This is a genomic window from Ornithinimicrobium avium, from assembly GCF_003351765.1.
GTDB lineage: Bacteria > Actinomycetota > Actinomycetes > Actinomycetales > Dermatophilaceae > Ornithinicoccus > Ornithinicoccus avius.
This window is the reverse complement of sequence record NZ_CP031229.1, coordinates 3,016,170-3,031,613: the sequence shown is the minus strand read 5'-3', so window position 1 is coordinate 3,031,613 and position 15,444 is coordinate 3,016,170. Positions and strand designations below refer to the sequence as shown.

Genomic DNA, 15,444 nt, shown 5'->3' with positions numbered 1-15,444 from the left:
GGCCCGCCTCAGAAGTTGATCCGCGCCCCCAGCACGACCGTCTGCCCGATCGGCAGCCGGAAGTAGGAGGTCGGGTCGGCGGCGTTGCGGGCCAGCACCTCGAAGAGCCACTTGCGCGACCGGCCCATCCCGGGCCGGTCGCTGCGGTGGACGGTGATCCTGGACAGGAACCAGGTGACGTCGCGCAGGTCGACGTCCACCCCCTCGTCGCGCGCGAGCGCCAGGGCGACCGGGATGTCCGGGTGGTCGGAGAAGCCGAAGCGCGCGGTGACGTGCGTGATGTGGTCGTAGGGGTCGCCGAGGTCGTCGACCACGACGCGTTCGTCCTCCGGGACGTGCGGGACGTTGACCGTCTCCATCGTGACGATGACGACGTCGTCGTGGATGACGTGGTTGAAGTGCACGTTCTCCCGCAGCGCGAGCGGGGTGGTGGCCTTGTTGGGGTGCAGGAAGACCGCCGTGCCCGGGACCCGCAGGATCTTGGCGTTGCCGTGCACCTCGTCCAGGAACGGCCCGAGCGGCCCCTCGAGCTTCTCCCGCCGCGCGGTGACCAGCTCGCGGCCGCGCGCCCAGGTCGTCATCACCGTCGCCACGCTCACCGCGACGGTCAGCGGCAGCCAGCCGCCGTGCAGCACCTTGGCGATGTTGGCGGAGAAGAACCCCACCTCCAGGGTGCCGAAGACGAGCGCGAACGCCGCCACCTGGGGCCAGCGCCAGCGCAGGGCGGCCACCGCATACACGCAGAAGAGCGTGGTCGTGAGCATCAGGTCCATGGTGACCGCCAGCCCGTAGGCCGTGGCCAGCCGCTCGGACGCGCGGAAGGTCAGCAGGAGGACGAGCACGCCGCCGAGCAGCAGCCAGTTGACGCTGGGTACGTAGATCTGCCCGCCCTCCTGCTCGCTCGTCTGCCGCACGGTGAGCCGGGGCAGGAAGCCGAGCCGCTCAGCCTGGCGCGCGACCGAGTAGGCCCCGGAGATCACCGCCTGGCTGGCGATGATCGTGGCCATCGTGGCCAGGACGACGAGCGGCAGCCGGGCCCACTCCGGCGCGAGGTGGAAGAACGGGTTCTCGATCTCGTGGCTGTCCCGCAGGACCAGCTGGGCCTGACCGAGGTAGTTGAGGGTCAGGCAGGGGAAGACCAGCGCGAACCACGCCCACACGATCGGCACCCGCCCGAAGTGCCCCATGTCGGCGTAGAGCGCCTCGGCCCCGGTGATCGCCAGCACGGTGGCACCCATCGCGACGAAGGCGATCGCGGGCCGGTGCAGGACGAAGGACCAGGCGTGGTGCGGCGACAGCGCCGCCAGGACGGCCGGGGCGGCGACCACGTGGACCAGGCCGAGCACGCCGAGGGTGAGGAACCACACCACCATCACCGGGCCGAAGAACCGCCCGACGTGGTGCGTGCCGAACCGCTGCACCGCGAAGAGCGCGACGATGATGGCCGCCGCGAGCGGCACGACGAGTCGGCCGAGGCTCGGTGTGGCGACCTCGAGGCCCTCGACCGCGGACAGCACCGAGATCGCCGGGGTGATGAGGCTGTCGCCGAAGAAGAGCGAGCCGCCGAAGACGCCCAGCACGAGCACGAGCGCGTGCCGGCGCCCGCCGAAGCGGACGCTGCGGTGCGCCAGGTGGGCGAGCGCCATCACGCCGCCCTCGCCCTCGTTGTCGGCGCGCAGGATGAAGCCGAGGTACTTGGCCGAGACGATGAGCGTGATCGACCAGAAGACCATCGACACCACGCCGTAGACGTTCTCCGACGTCGGTTCCACGATCCCGCCGTCGAGGGCGAAGACGGTCTGCAGGGCGTAGAGGGGGCTGGTGCCGATGTCGCCGAAGACGACGCCGAGGGCGCCCAGCACGAGGGGCGCCACGGAGCGTGCCGGGCGCGTTCCGGCGGATGTCACGTGCGGGGATGCTACGCCTCTCCGGGCCGAGATGGCGGGTCGAGCGGGTGGGAGCGCCAGGGGCGCCGCAGGATGGGGGTATGGAGCTCCTTCTGCTGGGTGGCACAGCCTTCCTCGGGCGCGAGGTCGCCCGGGCCGCGCTCGCCGGTGGCCACGACCTCACCTGCCTGGCCCGCGGGACCGCGCCGGCGCCCGGCGGCGTCACGCTCGTGACCGCCGACCGGGACCAGGACGACGCGCTTGCGCCGGTGTCGGGAAGGTCCTGGGACGCGGTCGTCGACCTCACCAGGCAGCCCGGCCACGCCCGCCGTGCGGTGCGCGACCTGACGACGGCGCACTGGGTCTTCGTGTCGAGCGCCAACGTCTACGTGGAGGGCCCGGAGGTGGACCGCGACGAGGGCACGCCGCTGGTGGAGCCGCTGGAGGCGGACCTGATGTCCGGCATGGAGGACTACGGGGCGGCCAAGGTCGCGTGCGAGCGGGCGTTCGCAGGGTCGGGCACCTCGGCGACGCTGGTCCGCGCCGGGCTCATCGGCGGTCCCGGCGACCTGTCGGCGCGCAGCGGCTACTGGCCGTGGCGGTTCGCCCACCCGGTGGACGGGGGCGGACAGGTCGCGGTGCCGGACGACCCTGACTTCCCGTGCGCGCTCGTCGACGTGCGCGACCTGGCGGCCTGGATCGTCGCAGCGGCGCAGGAGCGGCTCGACGGACCCTTCAACGCGACCGGCCCCACGACGACGCTCGCCGGCGTGCTGGCCGAGGCGGCGGAGGTGGGCGGAAGCGGCTCCCGGGCACGCCCCATACCCCTTGAGCTGCTCAAGGAGCTGGGGGTGAACCCCTGGGCGGGGCCGCGCTCGATGCCGCTGTGGATCGACGTGCCGGGGCTGCGCGGCTTCGCCACGATGGACACGGCGCGGGCGCGAGCGGCGGGGCTGGTGTGCCGCCCGCTGGCGGGCACCCTGCGCGGAGCGCTGGCGACGGAGGAGGAACGCACCGGGCCGCGGCCGTCGGGGCTGACCGACGACGAGGAGCGCGAGGTGCTCGCGGCGGTGGGCCGACCCGGGCGCACCCCGTCGGTGCGGCGTCATACCCTCGGTTCGTGAGCGAGCTGACCTCCACGGTGTCCGGCACCGCCCTGGTCTTCGAGGGCGGCGGCATGCGCGCGTCCTACACCTCCGGGCTGCTGGTCGCCCTGCTCGAGGCGGGCCTCCACCTGGACTGGGTGGGCGGCATCTCGGCCGGGGCGAGCAACACCGCCAACTACGTCTCGCGGGACGCCTGGCGGGCGCGGCACAGCTTCACCGATTTCGCGGCCGACCCTCGCTTCGGCGACTGGCGGACGCTCGTGCGGGGGCAGGGCCTGTTCAACGCGCACTACATCTACGAGGAGACCGGACTGCCCGGTGCCGCCCTGCCCTTCGACTGGGCGACGTTCGTGGCGGACCCGGCCACCGTGCGGATCGGGGCGTTCAACGCCACCCGCGGGGAGCAGGTGTGGTGGGGCCGGCAGGACTTCGGCTCGATGGCCGACCTCATGGTGCGGGTGCGCGCCTCCTCGACGATGCCGGTGGTCATGCCGCCGGTGACGATCGACGGCGAGGTCTACGTCGACGGGGCGCTCGGACCGGCGGGCGGGATCCCGCTGGACGCGGCGCGGGCCGACGGCTACGGCAGGTTCCTCGCCGTGCTGACCCGGCCGCGGGGCTACGTCAAGACGCCGTCGCGCACCGACTGGTACGTCCGCCGCCACTTCCGCCGTCTCCCCGCGGTCGCCGAGGCGCTGCGGCAGCGCCCGGCGCGCTACAACGCGACCCGCGCGGAGCTGTGGGAGCTGGAGCGGGAGGGCTCGGCATACCTCTTCGTGCCGGAGGTGATGCCGGTCGGCAACGGCGAGCGCGACGTGGCGCGGCTGCGCGCCAGCCACGAGGCGGGCCTGGCCCAGGCCCGCCGCGAGCTGCCCGCCATCCGGGAGTTCCTCGGGGTGTAGGGGAAGCACGCCGGCCAGGGGCTGGCCGCAAGCCGCTCACGTGAGTGGCGCGTGCACGGCATACCTGTCCAGCGCGTGCCTGACCCACTCACGTGAGTGGCGCGTGCACGGCATACCTGTCCAGCGCGTGCCTGACCCACTCACGTGAGCGGCGCGTGCACGGCGGGGGAGCTGGTCCGGCGCTCGTGGCATGCTCCCGGGGTATGCGGACGCACACCTTCGGCAGCCACCTCACCAGCGAGCTCGTGGACGGGGTCGCGCACGTGCGTCTGGCCCGGCCGGACAAGCTCAACGCGCTGACCCTCGAGATGCTCGACGGCCTGGTCGCCGCGGCGCGGTCGCTGCGCGGGCAGGCCGACGTGCGGGCCGTGGTGCTCTCCGGCGAGGGGGACGCCTTCTGCGCCGGGCTCGACCTGCGGGCGGCCCTGCGGCAGCCGCGCGGCATCGCGACGAGGTTCGTGCCGCTGCCGTGGACCGGGACGAACGTCTTCCAGGAGGCCTGCTGGGCGTGGCGGCGGCTGCCCGTCCCGGTGGTGGCCGCGGTGCACGGGCACTGCCTCGGGGCTGGGCTCCAGCTGGCGCTGGGCGCGGACCTGCGGGTGAGCACGCCGGACGCGCAGTGGTCGGTGCGCGAGGCGCGCTGGGGGCTGGTGCCGGACATGAGCGGCACCCGGTCGCTGGTCGAGCTGGTCGGTCTTGACGTGGCCAAGGAGCTCACGCTCACGGCGCGCACGGTCGGGGGCGAGGAGGCGCACCGGCTGGGTCTGGTCACGCGCGTCGCGGCGGACCCGCAGGCCGCCGCGCTCGACCTCGTCGGCCAGATGGTCGCCCACGACCCGGTGGCGCTGGCGCGCGGCAAGCGCCTGCTCGACCGTGCGGTCGGGGCGTCGGTGCGGGCGACCTTCGCGCGGGAGCGGTGGGCCCAGCTGCGGCTGCTGGCCCGGATGGACCGCAGCGGCCTGCCGGGAGGCTCGTCGCAGCCCGCCCGGCCGCGGGGTGCCGCGCGCTAGGACGCTCTGACCGCCCACCCCGACCTGTGCACCCCTAGTCGACTTGTGCAGGGGATGTCACCCGTGCACAAGTCATCTTGGCGTGCACAGGTCCGGCGGGCCGGGGCGGGGCGGGGCGGGGCGGGGCCGGCACGCCTCAGCCGTCGAGGAAGTCCCGCAGCAGCTCCGTGAGCTCCTCAGGCTTCTCCGTGTTGACGAGGTGCCCGGCGCCCTCGAGCACGCGCAGCCGGGCGTCGGGGATCCCGGCCGCCAGCGCCCTGGCGCCGGCCTGGTTGGCCAGGTCCTTGCCGCCGACGACGACCAGGGTGCGCGCGGTGATCCGCGGCAGCGCCTCGGTGAGGTCGAGCGCCCGCACGACCTGCTGGCTGCGCAGCACCTGCTCCTTGGAGACGCCGGCGTCGGCCAGGCGCGACCTGGGCACCATCCGCACCAGCGCCGACTGCAGCCGCAGCACGGTCCGCGAGGGCCGCACCTGCCCGCCCACGAGCACCAGCCGACGCACCCGCTCCGGGTAGTCGGCCGCGACCTGCGCGGCGACCATCGCCCCGTAGGACACCCCGCACAGGTCGACCTGCCGCATCCCCTCGAGCATGAGGTCCTGGTCGAGCGCGGCCGCCGCCTCCGCCATCGGCACCGTCTTGCGCTCGGTCGGACGCAGCCCCGGCACCCACGGCGTGAGGAGCCGCCGCGACCCGTAGAGCCGCACGACGACGTCCTCCCACGCCATCGGCGCCTGGCCGAGGGCGTGGAGCAGGACGAGCGGGAGGGGGTCGGGGCTGGGTCCGGTCATCGGACGAGCAGGGTATGCCGTGCGCCGCTCACGCGGACGAGGCCGGGTGGTCGTTGGGCTCGTGGGGGTCTCCGACGCAGAACTCGTTGCCCAGCGGGTCGCGCATCACCGTCCAGCTGAAGCCCTCGACGTCGTGGTTGCGCACGACCTGGGCGCCCAGCTCGACCAGCCGCGCGACCTCGTGGGCGCGGTCGCCGCCGGACAGGTCCAGGTGCACCCGGTTCTTGCCCTGGGTCGGCCGCTCGACCCGTTGGAAGCCGAGCGCGGGCCGTCCGCCGAGGATGACGAAGTCGTCGGTCTCCATCACCGGCTCGGCCTGCAGAGCCTCCCGCCAGAACCCGGCGAGCGTGCGCGGACGCTCGCAGTCGAAGGTCACCATGCCGGCGGTCAGGCTGCTGCACGTGGTCGTCTCAGTCATGAGGCCAGTCTGGCCGACGGGAGCCGCAGGTGCGAGGGCGCCGCCCGGGACGTGGCGGCGCCCCCCCCGCGGTCCGCGGGCCGGGTCAGGGGCGCGGTGCGCCGCTCGGGCCGCCGTCTCAGGCTGCCGGCTGGCTCTCGCGCACCGCGGCGAGCAGCTGGTCGTAGAGACCGCGCACCGCGTCCTCCGGGGCGTCGGCCAGGATCTCGCCCTCGGTGGACAGGTCCTCGCCGAACCTCAGGCCGGGGCCGTCCAGGCGCACCATCCGCAGGCGGTCCAGGACGGTGCCGAGGGCAGCGGTCGCGGCGGCCGCGCCGCCCCAGCCGTAGCCGACCACGGCCACCGGCATGCCCGCCCACTCCTGCTTGAGGGTGTCCAGCGCGTTCTTCAGCACGGCCGGGTAGCCGCCGTTGTACTCGGCGACGGTGAGCACCAGCGCGTCGTAGCCGCGCACCCGCTGCGACCAGGCGATCGTGCTGGGCCGGTCGTAGTCGCCGGCCGCGGGCACGGCGTGGTCCTCGAGGAAGGGCAGGGCGACCTCGGCGAGGTCGACGATCTCGACCTGGGCGTCGTACGGCGCCAGCTGCGAGACCCACTCGGCGACCTTGGGGCCGATCCGGGAGGGGCGGGTGGTGCTGACGACGACGCCGATCTTGGGGAAACTCATACCACTGATAATAGATGACGGTTCAATCATATTCCGGATCCGGACCGGATGTGGTCCACGCCATACGCTGTCCTGGTGACCGGTCGGATCGAGGTGCGCGGCGCCCGCCTGCACAACCTGCGCGACGTCGACGTCGACCTGCCCCGCGACGCGCTGGTCGCGGTCACCGGGATCTCGGGGTCGGGCAAGTCCAGCCTGGCCTTCGGCACGATCCACGGCGAGGCGCAGCGACGCTACCTCGACTCGGTCGCCCCCTACGCCCGCCGGCTCATCCACACGGCCGTCGACCCGCAGGTGCGCGACGTGCGCGGACTGCCCCCGACGGTCGCCCTCGAGCAGGGGCGCGGCGCAGGGAGCCGGCGCTCCACCGTCGGCACGGTCACCACGACCGGCCCGACGCTGCGGATGCTGTGGTCGCGGTGCGGGACCTACCCGCCGGGCGCGGAGCACCTCGACTCCGACCACTTCTCCCCCAACACCGCGCAGGGCGCCTGTCCCACCTGCGGCGGCCTCGGCGTCGTGCACGAGCCGACCGAGGCCTCGATGGTGCCCGACGACTCGCTGTCGGTCGCCGGGGGTGCGGTCGCCGCGTGGCCCGGGGCATGGCTGGGCAAGAACTACCGCGACATCCTCGCCACGCTCGGCCACGACGTCGACCTGCCCTGGCGCGAGCTGCCCGAGGAGACCCGACGGTGGATCCTCTTCACCGACGAGCAGCCGGTCGTCACCGTCGTCCCCACCCGAGAGGCGGCGCGGATCCAGCGGCCCTACCAGGGCACCTTCTCCTCGGCGGCGCGCTACGTGCGGCGCACCCTGGCCGAGACGCGCAGCACCACCCAGCGGGCCAGGATGCTCCGGTATGTCGAGACCCACCCGTGCGGCACGTGCGGTGGTCGCCGGCTGCGGCCCGACGCCCTCGCCGTGACCTGGCAGGCGATGGCGGTCGACGAGGCGGCCGACCTGGCGGTCGGCGAGCTGCTGGCGGTGGCGCGGGTGCGGCTCGACGAGCTCGCCGTGCAGCCGGAGCGGGACGCCCGCGAGCAGGCCGAGACGATGCTCCTGGAGGACCTGGTCGGGCGGCTGGGGCTGATGGCCGAGCTCGGGCTGGGGCATCTCACGCTGGGCCGCGGCAGCACGAGCGTCTCCGCCGGCGAGCTGCAGCGGCTGCGGCTGGCGACGGCGCTGCGGTCGGGGCTGTTCGGCGTGGTCTACGTGCTCGACGAGCCGTCGGCCGGGCTGCACCCGCGCGACACCGAGCAGCTCGTCGCGCTCCTGCGCCGCCTCGTCGCGGCGGGCAACACCGTCGTCGTGGTCGAGCACGACATGGGCATCGTCACCCGCTGCGACTGGGTGGTCGACGTGGGGCCGGGGGCCGGGCGCGAGGGCGGCGAGATCCTGTGGTCGGGGAGGGTCGCCGGGCTGGCGGGCGTGGTGGACTCCGTCACCGCGCGCTACCTGGACCACCCCGTGCACGCCGGGGAAATCCGGCCGGACGGCTCGCCGGCGCGGGCAGGGACCGGCACGCTGTCCTTCACCGACCTCACCCGGCACACCGTGCGCGGTGTCGACCTCGACGTGGCACTGGGGACGCTCACCGTGGTGACCGGCGTCTCGGGGGCGGGCAAGACCAGCATGCTCGACGCGGTCCACGACGTGACCGGCGCACAGCTGGCGCGGGTCGAGATCCAGGCGGGGGACGATCCTCCCGGCGCTGCGGAGGAGACGGACAGCGAGGACGCCGGCGGGGCGGAGGGCGGCGCGGCCGGCACCGCCGACGCACCCGCCGGCGGACGCGTGACCGCCTCCGGAGACGGCATACCGAGGCGGCTGGTGCGCATCACGCAGAAGCCGATCGGCCGCTCCCCCCGGTCCACGCTGGCGACCTACACCGGGATGTGGGACCACGTGCGCAAGACGTTCGCGGCGACGCCCGGGGCGAGGGCGCGCGGGTGGACGGCGAGCCGGTTCAGCTTCAACACCAGGGCGGGGCAGTGCCCGACGTGCCGCGGCGAGGGCGCGGTGTCGGTCGAGCTGCTGTTCATGCCCGGCACCTGGTCGACCTGCCCCACCTGCCGCGGCGCGCGCTTCAACCCCGAGACCCTCGAGGTGACCTGGCAGGGGCGCACCGTCGCCGACCTGCTGGCCATGACGGTCGTGCAGGCCGCGGAGGCGCTCGCCGACCTGCCCGCCGCGCGCCGGGCGCTCGCCGCGCTCGACGCCCTGGGGCTGGGCTACCTCACGCTCGGGCAGCCGGCGACCGACCTCTCCGGCGGGGAGGCGCAGCGGATCAAGCTGGCCACCGAGCTGCAGAAGGAGCGCCGCCAGCCGACCCTCTACCTCTTCGACGAGCCGACGACCGGGCTGCACCCGGCCGACGTGCACCGTCTGCTGGCGCAGCTCCATACCCTCGTCGACGCCGGCCACACCGTGCTGGTCGCCGAGCACGACGAGGCGGCCGTGACCACGGCGGACGTCGTCGTGGAGATGGGTCCGGGGGCCGGCGAGGACGGCGGGCGGATCGTAACCACCCGCTCCCCCGACCTGTCCACCCACCACCCCTAGCAGCACCGCCACGTGGAAACCAGCGCCCAGCCGAGCGGATAGGCCACCCCGTTCCGCCCCGACACCCAGGAGGCCCGCGCCCGACCTCGGCGAAAGGCCACGACCTCACCCCGTCACCGTGAATGGTCGAGGTCGACGGCTGACGTGCCGTCGTCAGGACACACGTCCCTTGTCGGGTCAGGCGCTGTCGTGACAGCGTGCCAATACCGCGTCGAGCCACTCGTCCGCAAGTATCGCGTCGGTCAGCGCGCTGTCCATGCTGGCGACGAAAGTCTCATGGCTGTCGATCGGCGTCGCCATGAGCCACGTTCCGTCCAACGGCGCGATGACGTTGGCGGGCTGGGCCGACTCCAGCCCCTCGGGCGCTCCTTCCCATCCGCCGAGGGTCAAGCCGTCCGACTCGAAAATGTAATAGGGGCCGATCTTGGGCGCATCAAATCCGGCATCCCACATGTCAAACCCCTCCCAGATGGCATACAAGAAGACCTCTCGAGTGTCCGGCGCGTGATCCTTGAGCAGGTCCAGCAGCCGCGGCGGGGCAGACCCATCCTCGGGCAGACTCAATGAATCAGGGTTTTGCTGCACATCCTTTTCGTAATGAAGGAGAACATGCTTCCATCGAGCATCCGGGGTCAGCTCACGCCCCGTCACCCCAAGGTAAGTATCACGGAATCTCACACCTCCCGCCGGGTGATATACCCTCACTATGAATGGAAAGACACAAGGCAGGACGTCAGAGATGAACCTTTGCGTTGTTACAGCCAAGGTGCGGCAAGGGTCCCCCAAGAGAGGAACCCCTAAAAGCAGATCGCGTTTCTCTGAGTTCAATCGTGAAGGATGCGCTAGCCCTGACATTGCCCACCAACATACACTGTCTTCGAGTCATAACCGATGTTTTGAGCGGGAGCACTGCCGTCGGCCACATCCGCGGAAGCCCAGTTGTCCACGTAGACGTTTGCTGACGCAAAGTAGGTGCCTGAGGCGCCATAATGTGCTCCTTCACTTCGAGCAGGAAGATATACCGTCTTCTTTGGCCCGTACGGAAGACCCCGCGTAACGTCAACCCACTGAGGCCCTTGAGAGAGTGAGGCGAAAGGCCCGCTCGAGGGACTCCCGCAGGATCCACCGGAGTCGAAGCCAAAATAACCGTCGACTCGCAGTCGCGTTGTTCCCCCAAGCCCAGAGCAGTTCATTGTAACCTTCGCATGGATCGTCTCGAATTCACTGCTCCAGTGAGGGTTATGAACGTTGAACTTACAAGTTTCACTAGCGACGGTTGAGAGTTGTCGATATCCGCTGCCGTAGCTGGCCCAGTGACCGTTGCCATGCCGAGCGTCAGCGCCGCCAAGACGCCTACGATGCAGGTTCTCGGTTTCAGGACACCTGATGATAATGTCGGATCCGGTTTCAGGCCACCACTGACGAGCGCATTACACCCCGCATCGGGGCGGCGCGCACCGCCTGCGGGTGCAGCAGGGTGCAGCAGTGCACCCTGGTGGACAACGGTCGCACCGTGGTGGTGGCCGACCACGACGATGCGGCCATGGCCACGGCGGACGTGGTCGTCGAGCCGGGGCCTGGGGCGGGCTCGTGGGTCGCAGGCACGAGGCCGGCGTCACCGCCACGACCGACTACGTCCCGGTGGTCGAGGCGGGCGGGCTGCGCGCCGAGGAGGTCCGGATGGACCTGATGCAGCACTACCGCGAGGACGTGCTGCACAGCGCCGGCATGCCGGAGGAGCTGCCAGGCCAGCTGGGGATGGTCGGCGGGGTGGCCCGGCTCCTGGCGCCGGAGGTGGCGCGCACGATGCGGGGACTGGCGGGCCGCTACGACAGCTTCGTCACGACCGCCCTGAGCGCGACCTGGCCAGGACTGTTCGGCAGCGACCGTCCGCAGGTGCTGATGATGTTCGTCCCCGCCATCCCCTCGGCATGGGGCGACTCCAGCCTGTTCTCCGTCGCCCCGGGCCGCTCGGTGCACAACGTGGCCGCGGGCCTGCGCGGCATGTACTCGGCGATGGGCGCCGTGGCGCCCGGGCTGGAGCCGGGGACCGCCGGCATCACCAGGCGCGACCGCCGGCGCGGGGTGCTCGGGATGGCGACGGCGCCCGCCTTCATCGCCAACACCGCGCAGTTGGTCACGCCGCGCCGGGTGGCGGGCCGGCGGGTCCGGGTGATCGGTTACCCCTTCCTCGGGCCCGCGGCCGACGCCGCCCTGCCCGCCGACCTCGAGGCCTTCCTCGCCGCCGGCCCGCCGCCGGTCTCCGTCGGGCTCGGGTCGCACACCGTCCCGGCGGTGCGCGAGGCGATCCGCGGCATTGTCGCGGCAGCACTGTCGGCGGGCCGGCGGGTCGCCGTGATGAGGGGGTCGGGCCTGGAGGACGAGGACGGGCACGACGAGCGGGTGGCCTTCGTCGGCGACGTGCCGCACGACCTGCTCTTCCCGCGGACGGCCGCGGTCGTGCAGCACGGCGGTGCGGGCACCAGCGCGGTCGCCCTGCGCACCGGCCGGCCCAGGTCGTCGTGCCGTTCACCATGGACCAACCGTTCTTCGCCGGTCGCCTGCACGAGATCGGGTCGCCGGTCCCCCGGTGCCGGCGCCGGGCGCGTCCGGCCCGGACGGGGCGGAGCGGGTCGGGGCCTCGGGGCGGAGCGGGTCGGGGCCTCCCTGGCCCGTGTGCTCGAGCCTGCCGTGGCCGCACGGGCTGCGCAGGTCGCGGCGGCCGTCCGGGGCGAGGACGGCGTGGCCGGCGCCGTCGCACTCATCGAGCAGGAGCTGGGTGCCGGGTCTGAGACGGGCAGGGCGGGTGCGGCGACCGGCGCGCACCGCCGCCCGGGGTGCCTGGCCCGCGCCCGGCCCCTACGCTGGGGAGCATGGGACGGCCGACCCGGACGCTGAGCACAGCGGCGGTGGGGTGCCTGGTCCTCACCGCATGCTCGGGCGGGAGCGACGGCGACGATCCCCGGAGCGCGCCGCCCACCGACGTGACGACCGCGACGAGCACGACGACCGCCGCCCCTGCCGATGCCGGCACCGCGACCAGCGAGGCGGCCACAAGCAGCCCGACCGAGGCTGCACCGGCCACCGAGCCGACCGTCCGGGTCCAGGTGGTCGCCGACGGGCTAAGCCTGCCGTGGGACGTACAGTTCCTGCCCGACGGCACGGCTCTGGTCACCGAGCGGGGCGGCCGGCTGCTCGCGCTCGACGACGCCGTCGAGGACCCCGGCTCCGCCGAGCCCCGCGAGGTCGCGCTCGACCTGCCCGAGCTCTTCGTCGGCAGCGAGGCGGGACTCATGAGCCTGGCCGTCTCGCCGGACTTCGAGCAGGACCGCACGATCTTCGTCTGCCACGCCGCCCAGCCCGCTGGCGAGCACCCTGACGTGCGCGTCACCCGCTGGACGCTCGACGAGGACGTGACCAGGGCGAGCCGGGACGGTGTGGTGGTGGCCGGCATGCCGCTGAGCACCGGTCGGCACTCCGGCTGCCGTCTGCTGTTCACACCGGAGGGGCAGCTGCTCGTGGGCACCGGTGACGCCGCCGAGGGCAGCAACCCTCAGGACCTGCAGTCCCTCGGCGGCAAGGTGCTGCAGCTCACGGCCGACGGCGACCCGGCGGCGCCCGAGGGCCACGTCGAGGGCGCCGATCCGCGGATCCTCACCTACGGCCACCGCAACGTGCAGGGGCTGGCGCTCCAGCCCGGCAACGACCGGCTGTGGTCGGTGGAGCACGGGCCGGCCGTTGACGACGAGGTCAACATCCTGAAGCCCGGCGCCAACTACGGCTGGGACCCGACGCCCGGCTACGACGAGTCGGTGCCGATGACCAACCTGGAGCGCTTCCCCGACGCGGTCGAGGCCGTCTGGAGCAGCGGTTCCCCCACCCACGCCACCAGCGGCGCGACCTTCCTGCAGGGCGAGCAGTGGGGCACCTGGGACGGCGCGCTCGCCGTCGCCGAGCTCAAGGGCAGCGGCGTCACCGTCTTCCTCGTCGACGAGCGGGAGATCACCGGCAGCGTCCGCGTGCCCGAGCTCGAGGGAACCTACGGGCGCCTGCGCTCGCTCACCCTCGACGCCGACGGCGCGCTGTGGGTCACCTCCTCCGACGGCGAGGACGACGTCCTGCTCCGGGTGACAGCGGGGACCGGCTGACGACGGCGGCGACGCGCGCACCGCATACCCTTGTCCCCCGTGAGCACCCACATCGCCGCCGAGCCCGGCCAGATCGCCCCCCGCGTCCTCCTGCCCGGCGACCCCCTGCGGGCACGCTGGATCGCCGAGACCTTCCTCGAGGATGCCGAGTGCTACAGCCAGGTGCGCGGCATGCTCGGCTTCACCGGCACCTACCACGGCGAGCGCGTGTCCGTGCAGGGGACGGGTATGGGGCAGCCGTCCGCCTCGATCTACGTCAACGAGCTGATCAGCGAGTATGACGTGCAGCAGCTCGTGCGCGTCGGTTCCTGCGGCGCGCTGAGCGAGCGGCTGGCCGTGCGCGACGTCGTCATCGCCCAGGCGGCCGCGACCGACAGCTCGATGAACACGATCCGCTTCCAGGGCTACCACTACCCGGCCGTCGCCGACTTCGGGCTGCTGCGCCACGCCGTCGAGGCGGCCGAGAAGGCGGGCGCGCCGCACCTGGTCGGCACCGTCTTCAGCTCGGACAGCTTCTACCACGCGCGGCCGGAGCTGACCCAGAAGGTCGTCGAGTACGGCGTCGTCGCGGTCGAGATGGAGGCTGCGGAGATCTACACCCTCGCCGCCCGGCACGGCCGCCGGGCGCTCGGCGTGATGACCGTGTCCGACCACATCATCACCGGCGAGGAGACCAGCGCCCGGGAGCGGGAGCAGACCTTCGGCGACATGGTGACGATCGCGCTGGACACGATGCTGGCCACGCCGCTGCCGGCCTGAGCCGCAGCCGCTGTGCCCGACCCGCGCACGTGAGTGGGTCCAGCACGGCATACCCGCCGAACGCGTGCGCACCCCACTCACGTGAGTGGGTCCAGCACGGCATACCCGCCGAACGCGTGCGCACCCCACTCAGGTGAGTGGTTCGAGCACGAGGCCTAGCGCGTCAGGAACTCCCGCAGGTCGGTGGCGAACCGCCCGGGGTGCTCCAGGTGCGGGCTGTGCCCGCACTCCGCGTAGACGATCTCGGTGACCTGCCCGCCGCCAGCCTTCAGGACGGCGCGCAGCTGGGAGACCATCGGCTGGGTGGGGCACACCTCCTCCCCCGGGTAGCCCGGGACCACGCCGAGCTTGCCCAGCTGGGCCAGGTCGAACATCGAGGTGTCGGAGACGATCTGGTCGGCGTCGCCGCGGATCCACAGCACCGGCGGCACCCGGTCGAGGTCGGCGAAGCCGGACTGGTCGAGGTACTTCGGCGACAGCGCGTTGTTCATGCCGGTGGTGCCGGGGGCCACCCCCGGCCAGTTGGCCGAGCTGGTGCGGTCGCCGGGGTAGACGTCGTCGCCGACGGAGGTCTTGAGCATGCCGTCGAGGTACTTCTCCTCCAGCTGCGGGTCGAAGGTGAAGCCCGGCCGGACGTAGAAGGACCGCAGCGTGGTGCGCGGGCTGGTCGGCCGCTCCCCCCGGTCGCCCGCGGCCAGCGCCGCGCAGAAGTCGGGGTTGGCGGTGCCGCCGCCGGAGCCGGCGAAGTCCGCCGCGACCGGCCGTCCGTCCAGCCCGGTCGACCCGCCGAACCCGTAGGGGCTGCCGGCCGCCTCCAGGACGAGACGGCGCACCCTTCCGGGGTGGTCGATCGCCAGCTGCAGCACGACGTTGCCGCCCGCCGACCAGCCCAGCGCGTCGACCGGCCCCTCGATGCCCATCGCGTCGAGCAGCGCCGCGACGTCGTCGGAGAGGTCCGCCACGCCGCGGGTGGCGTCGATCGTCGCCCGCTCGGAGTCGCCGTAGCCCCGGAAGTCGGGCGCGATCACGTGGAAGTCGCCCGCGAGGTCGGTCATCAGCTCCTCGAAGAAGACCGAGGAGCTGACGTTGCCCTGGACCAGCAGCAGCGTCGGCGAGGCGGGGTCACCGGCCTCCCGGACGAAGGTGTTCAGGCGGTCGGTGGGGACGTGCCGGGCGTCGATGCTCATGCCCGGCAT

Annotated in this window: 13 protein-coding genes; 7 read left to right on the top strand and 6 right to left on the bottom strand. The window is 72.9% G+C overall.

Translation table 11 applies throughout. The features are described from left to right. Positions 1–8 precede the first annotated feature (8 nt). Positions 9–1,907, bottom strand: coding sequence for a potassium transporter Kup (locus DV701_RS13760; protein WP_228255037.1), 1,899 nt, complete (start codon positions 1,905–1,907; stop codon positions 9–11). Between the two features lie 80 nt (positions 1,908–1,987). Between DV701_RS13760 and DV701_RS13755 the strand changes: the two genes are divergently transcribed. The 3 genes from DV701_RS13755 (at position 1,988) to DV701_RS13745 (ending at position 4,904) form a co-directional block, all read left to right on the top strand. Then, on the top strand, positions 1,988–3,010 hold the full coding sequence (locus DV701_RS13755) for an NAD-dependent epimerase/dehydratase family protein (protein WP_114929048.1): 1,023 nt from the start codon (positions 1,988–1,990) through the stop codon (positions 3,008–3,010). Then, positions 3,007–3,894, top strand: a complete 888-nt coding sequence (locus DV701_RS13750; RefSeq protein WP_228255036.1) for a patatin-like phospholipase family protein — start codon at positions 3,007–3,009, stop codon at positions 3,892–3,894. Before DV701_RS13755 ends, DV701_RS13750 begins: the two co-directional genes overlap by 4 nt. 203 nt (positions 3,895–4,097) lie before the next feature. After that, positions 4,098–4,904 carry a crotonase/enoyl-CoA hydratase family protein gene (locus DV701_RS13745; protein ID WP_114929046.1) on the top strand — a complete coding sequence of 269 codons (807 nt, stop codon included), beginning with the start codon at positions 4,098–4,100 and terminating at the stop codon, positions 4,902–4,904. A 136-nt stretch (positions 4,905–5,040) separates the two neighbouring features. Here DV701_RS13745 and DV701_RS13740 read toward each other — a convergent pair whose 3' ends face one another. The 3 genes from DV701_RS13740 to DV701_RS13730 form a co-directional block, all read right to left on the bottom strand. Then, positions 5,041–5,694 carry an alpha/beta fold hydrolase gene (locus DV701_RS13740; RefSeq protein ID WP_114929044.1) on the bottom strand — a complete coding sequence of 218 codons (654 nt, stop codon included), beginning with the start codon at positions 5,692–5,694 and terminating at the stop codon, positions 5,041–5,043. 28 nt (positions 5,695–5,722) lie between these two features. Then, positions 5,723–6,112: a VOC family protein gene (locus DV701_RS13735; RefSeq protein WP_202863540.1), complete on the bottom strand. Its 390-nt coding sequence runs from the start codon at positions 6,110–6,112 to the stop codon at positions 5,723–5,725. 118 nt (positions 6,113–6,230) lie between these two features. Further along, positions 6,231–6,779, bottom strand: coding sequence for an NADPH-dependent FMN reductase (locus tag DV701_RS13730; protein ID WP_162803045.1), 549 nt, complete (start codon positions 6,777–6,779; stop codon positions 6,231–6,233). 48 nt (positions 6,780–6,827) lie between these two features. On the opposite strand from DV701_RS13730, the gene DV701_RS13725 reads away from it, so the two are divergent. Continuing rightward, complete coding sequence (locus tag DV701_RS13725) at positions 6,828–9,341, top strand: excinuclease ABC subunit UvrA (RefSeq protein WP_162803044.1); 2,514 nt, start codon at positions 6,828–6,830, stop codon at positions 9,339–9,341. Between the two features lie 177 nt (positions 9,342–9,518). On the opposite strand, the gene DV701_RS13720 is transcribed toward DV701_RS13725, so the two are convergent. Next, entirely contained in the window at positions 9,519–9,992 is a 474-nt protein-coding gene (locus DV701_RS13720) for a hypothetical protein (protein ID WP_162803043.1), read from the bottom strand. Between the two features lie 939 nt (positions 9,993–10,931). On the opposite strand from DV701_RS13720, the gene DV701_RS13710 reads away from it, so the two are divergent. From DV701_RS13710 to deoD, 3 genes are read left to right on the top strand one after another with little or no spacing between them, the layout of a single operon-like run. Continuing rightward, entirely contained in the window at positions 10,932–12,239 is a 1,308-nt protein-coding gene (locus DV701_RS13710) for a glycosyltransferase (protein ID WP_162803042.1), read from the top strand. Next, complete coding sequence (locus DV701_RS13705; protein ID WP_114929034.1) at positions 12,215–13,489, top strand: PQQ-dependent sugar dehydrogenase; 1,275 nt, start codon at positions 12,215–12,217, stop codon at positions 13,487–13,489. The genes DV701_RS13710 and DV701_RS13705 overlap by 25 nt, the downstream gene beginning before the upstream one ends. 39 nt (positions 13,490–13,528) lie before the next feature. Continuing rightward, positions 13,529–14,248, top strand: coding sequence for a purine-nucleoside phosphorylase (gene deoD / locus DV701_RS13700; RefSeq protein ID WP_114929033.1), 720 nt, complete (start codon positions 13,529–13,531; stop codon positions 14,246–14,248). A gap of 155 nt (positions 14,249–14,403) precedes the next feature. Here the strand turns inward: deoD and DV701_RS13695 are convergent, their stop codons facing one another. After that, complete coding sequence (locus tag DV701_RS13695) at positions 14,404–15,435, bottom strand: alpha/beta fold hydrolase (RefSeq protein WP_114929032.1); 1,032 nt, start codon at positions 15,433–15,435, stop codon at positions 14,404–14,406. Positions 15,436–15,444: the final 9 nt, after the last annotated feature.

Coding starts and splice junctions, on each gene's coding strand:
- DV701_RS13745 (WP_114929046.1), top strand. CDS start 4,098: ATGCGGACGCACACCTTCGGCAGCCACCTCACCAGCGAGCTCGTGGAC.
- DV701_RS13735 (WP_202863540.1), bottom strand. CDS start 6,112: ATGACTGAGACGACCACGTGCAGCAGCCTGACCGCCGGCATGGTGACC.
- DV701_RS13705 (WP_114929034.1), top strand. CDS start 12,215: ATGGGACGGCCGACCCGGACGCTGAGCACAGCGGCGGTGGGGTGCCTG.
- DV701_RS13755 (WP_114929048.1), top strand. CDS start 1,988: ATGGAGCTCCTTCTGCTGGGTGGCACAGCCTTCCTCGGGCGCGAGGTC.
- DV701_RS13730 (WP_162803045.1), bottom strand. CDS start 6,779: ATGAGTTTCCCCAAGATCGGCGTCGTCGTCAGCACCACCCGCCCCTCC.
- DV701_RS13725 (WP_162803044.1), top strand. CDS start 6,828: ATGTGGTCCACGCCATACGCTGTCCTGGTGACCGGTCGGATCGAGGTG.
- DV701_RS13695 (WP_114929032.1), bottom strand. CDS start 15,435: ATGAGCATCGACGCCCGGCACGTCCCCACCGACCGCCTGAACACCTTC.
- DV701_RS13740 (WP_114929044.1), bottom strand. CDS start 5,694: ATGACCGGACCCAGCCCCGACCCCCTCCCGCTCGTCCTGCTCCACGCC.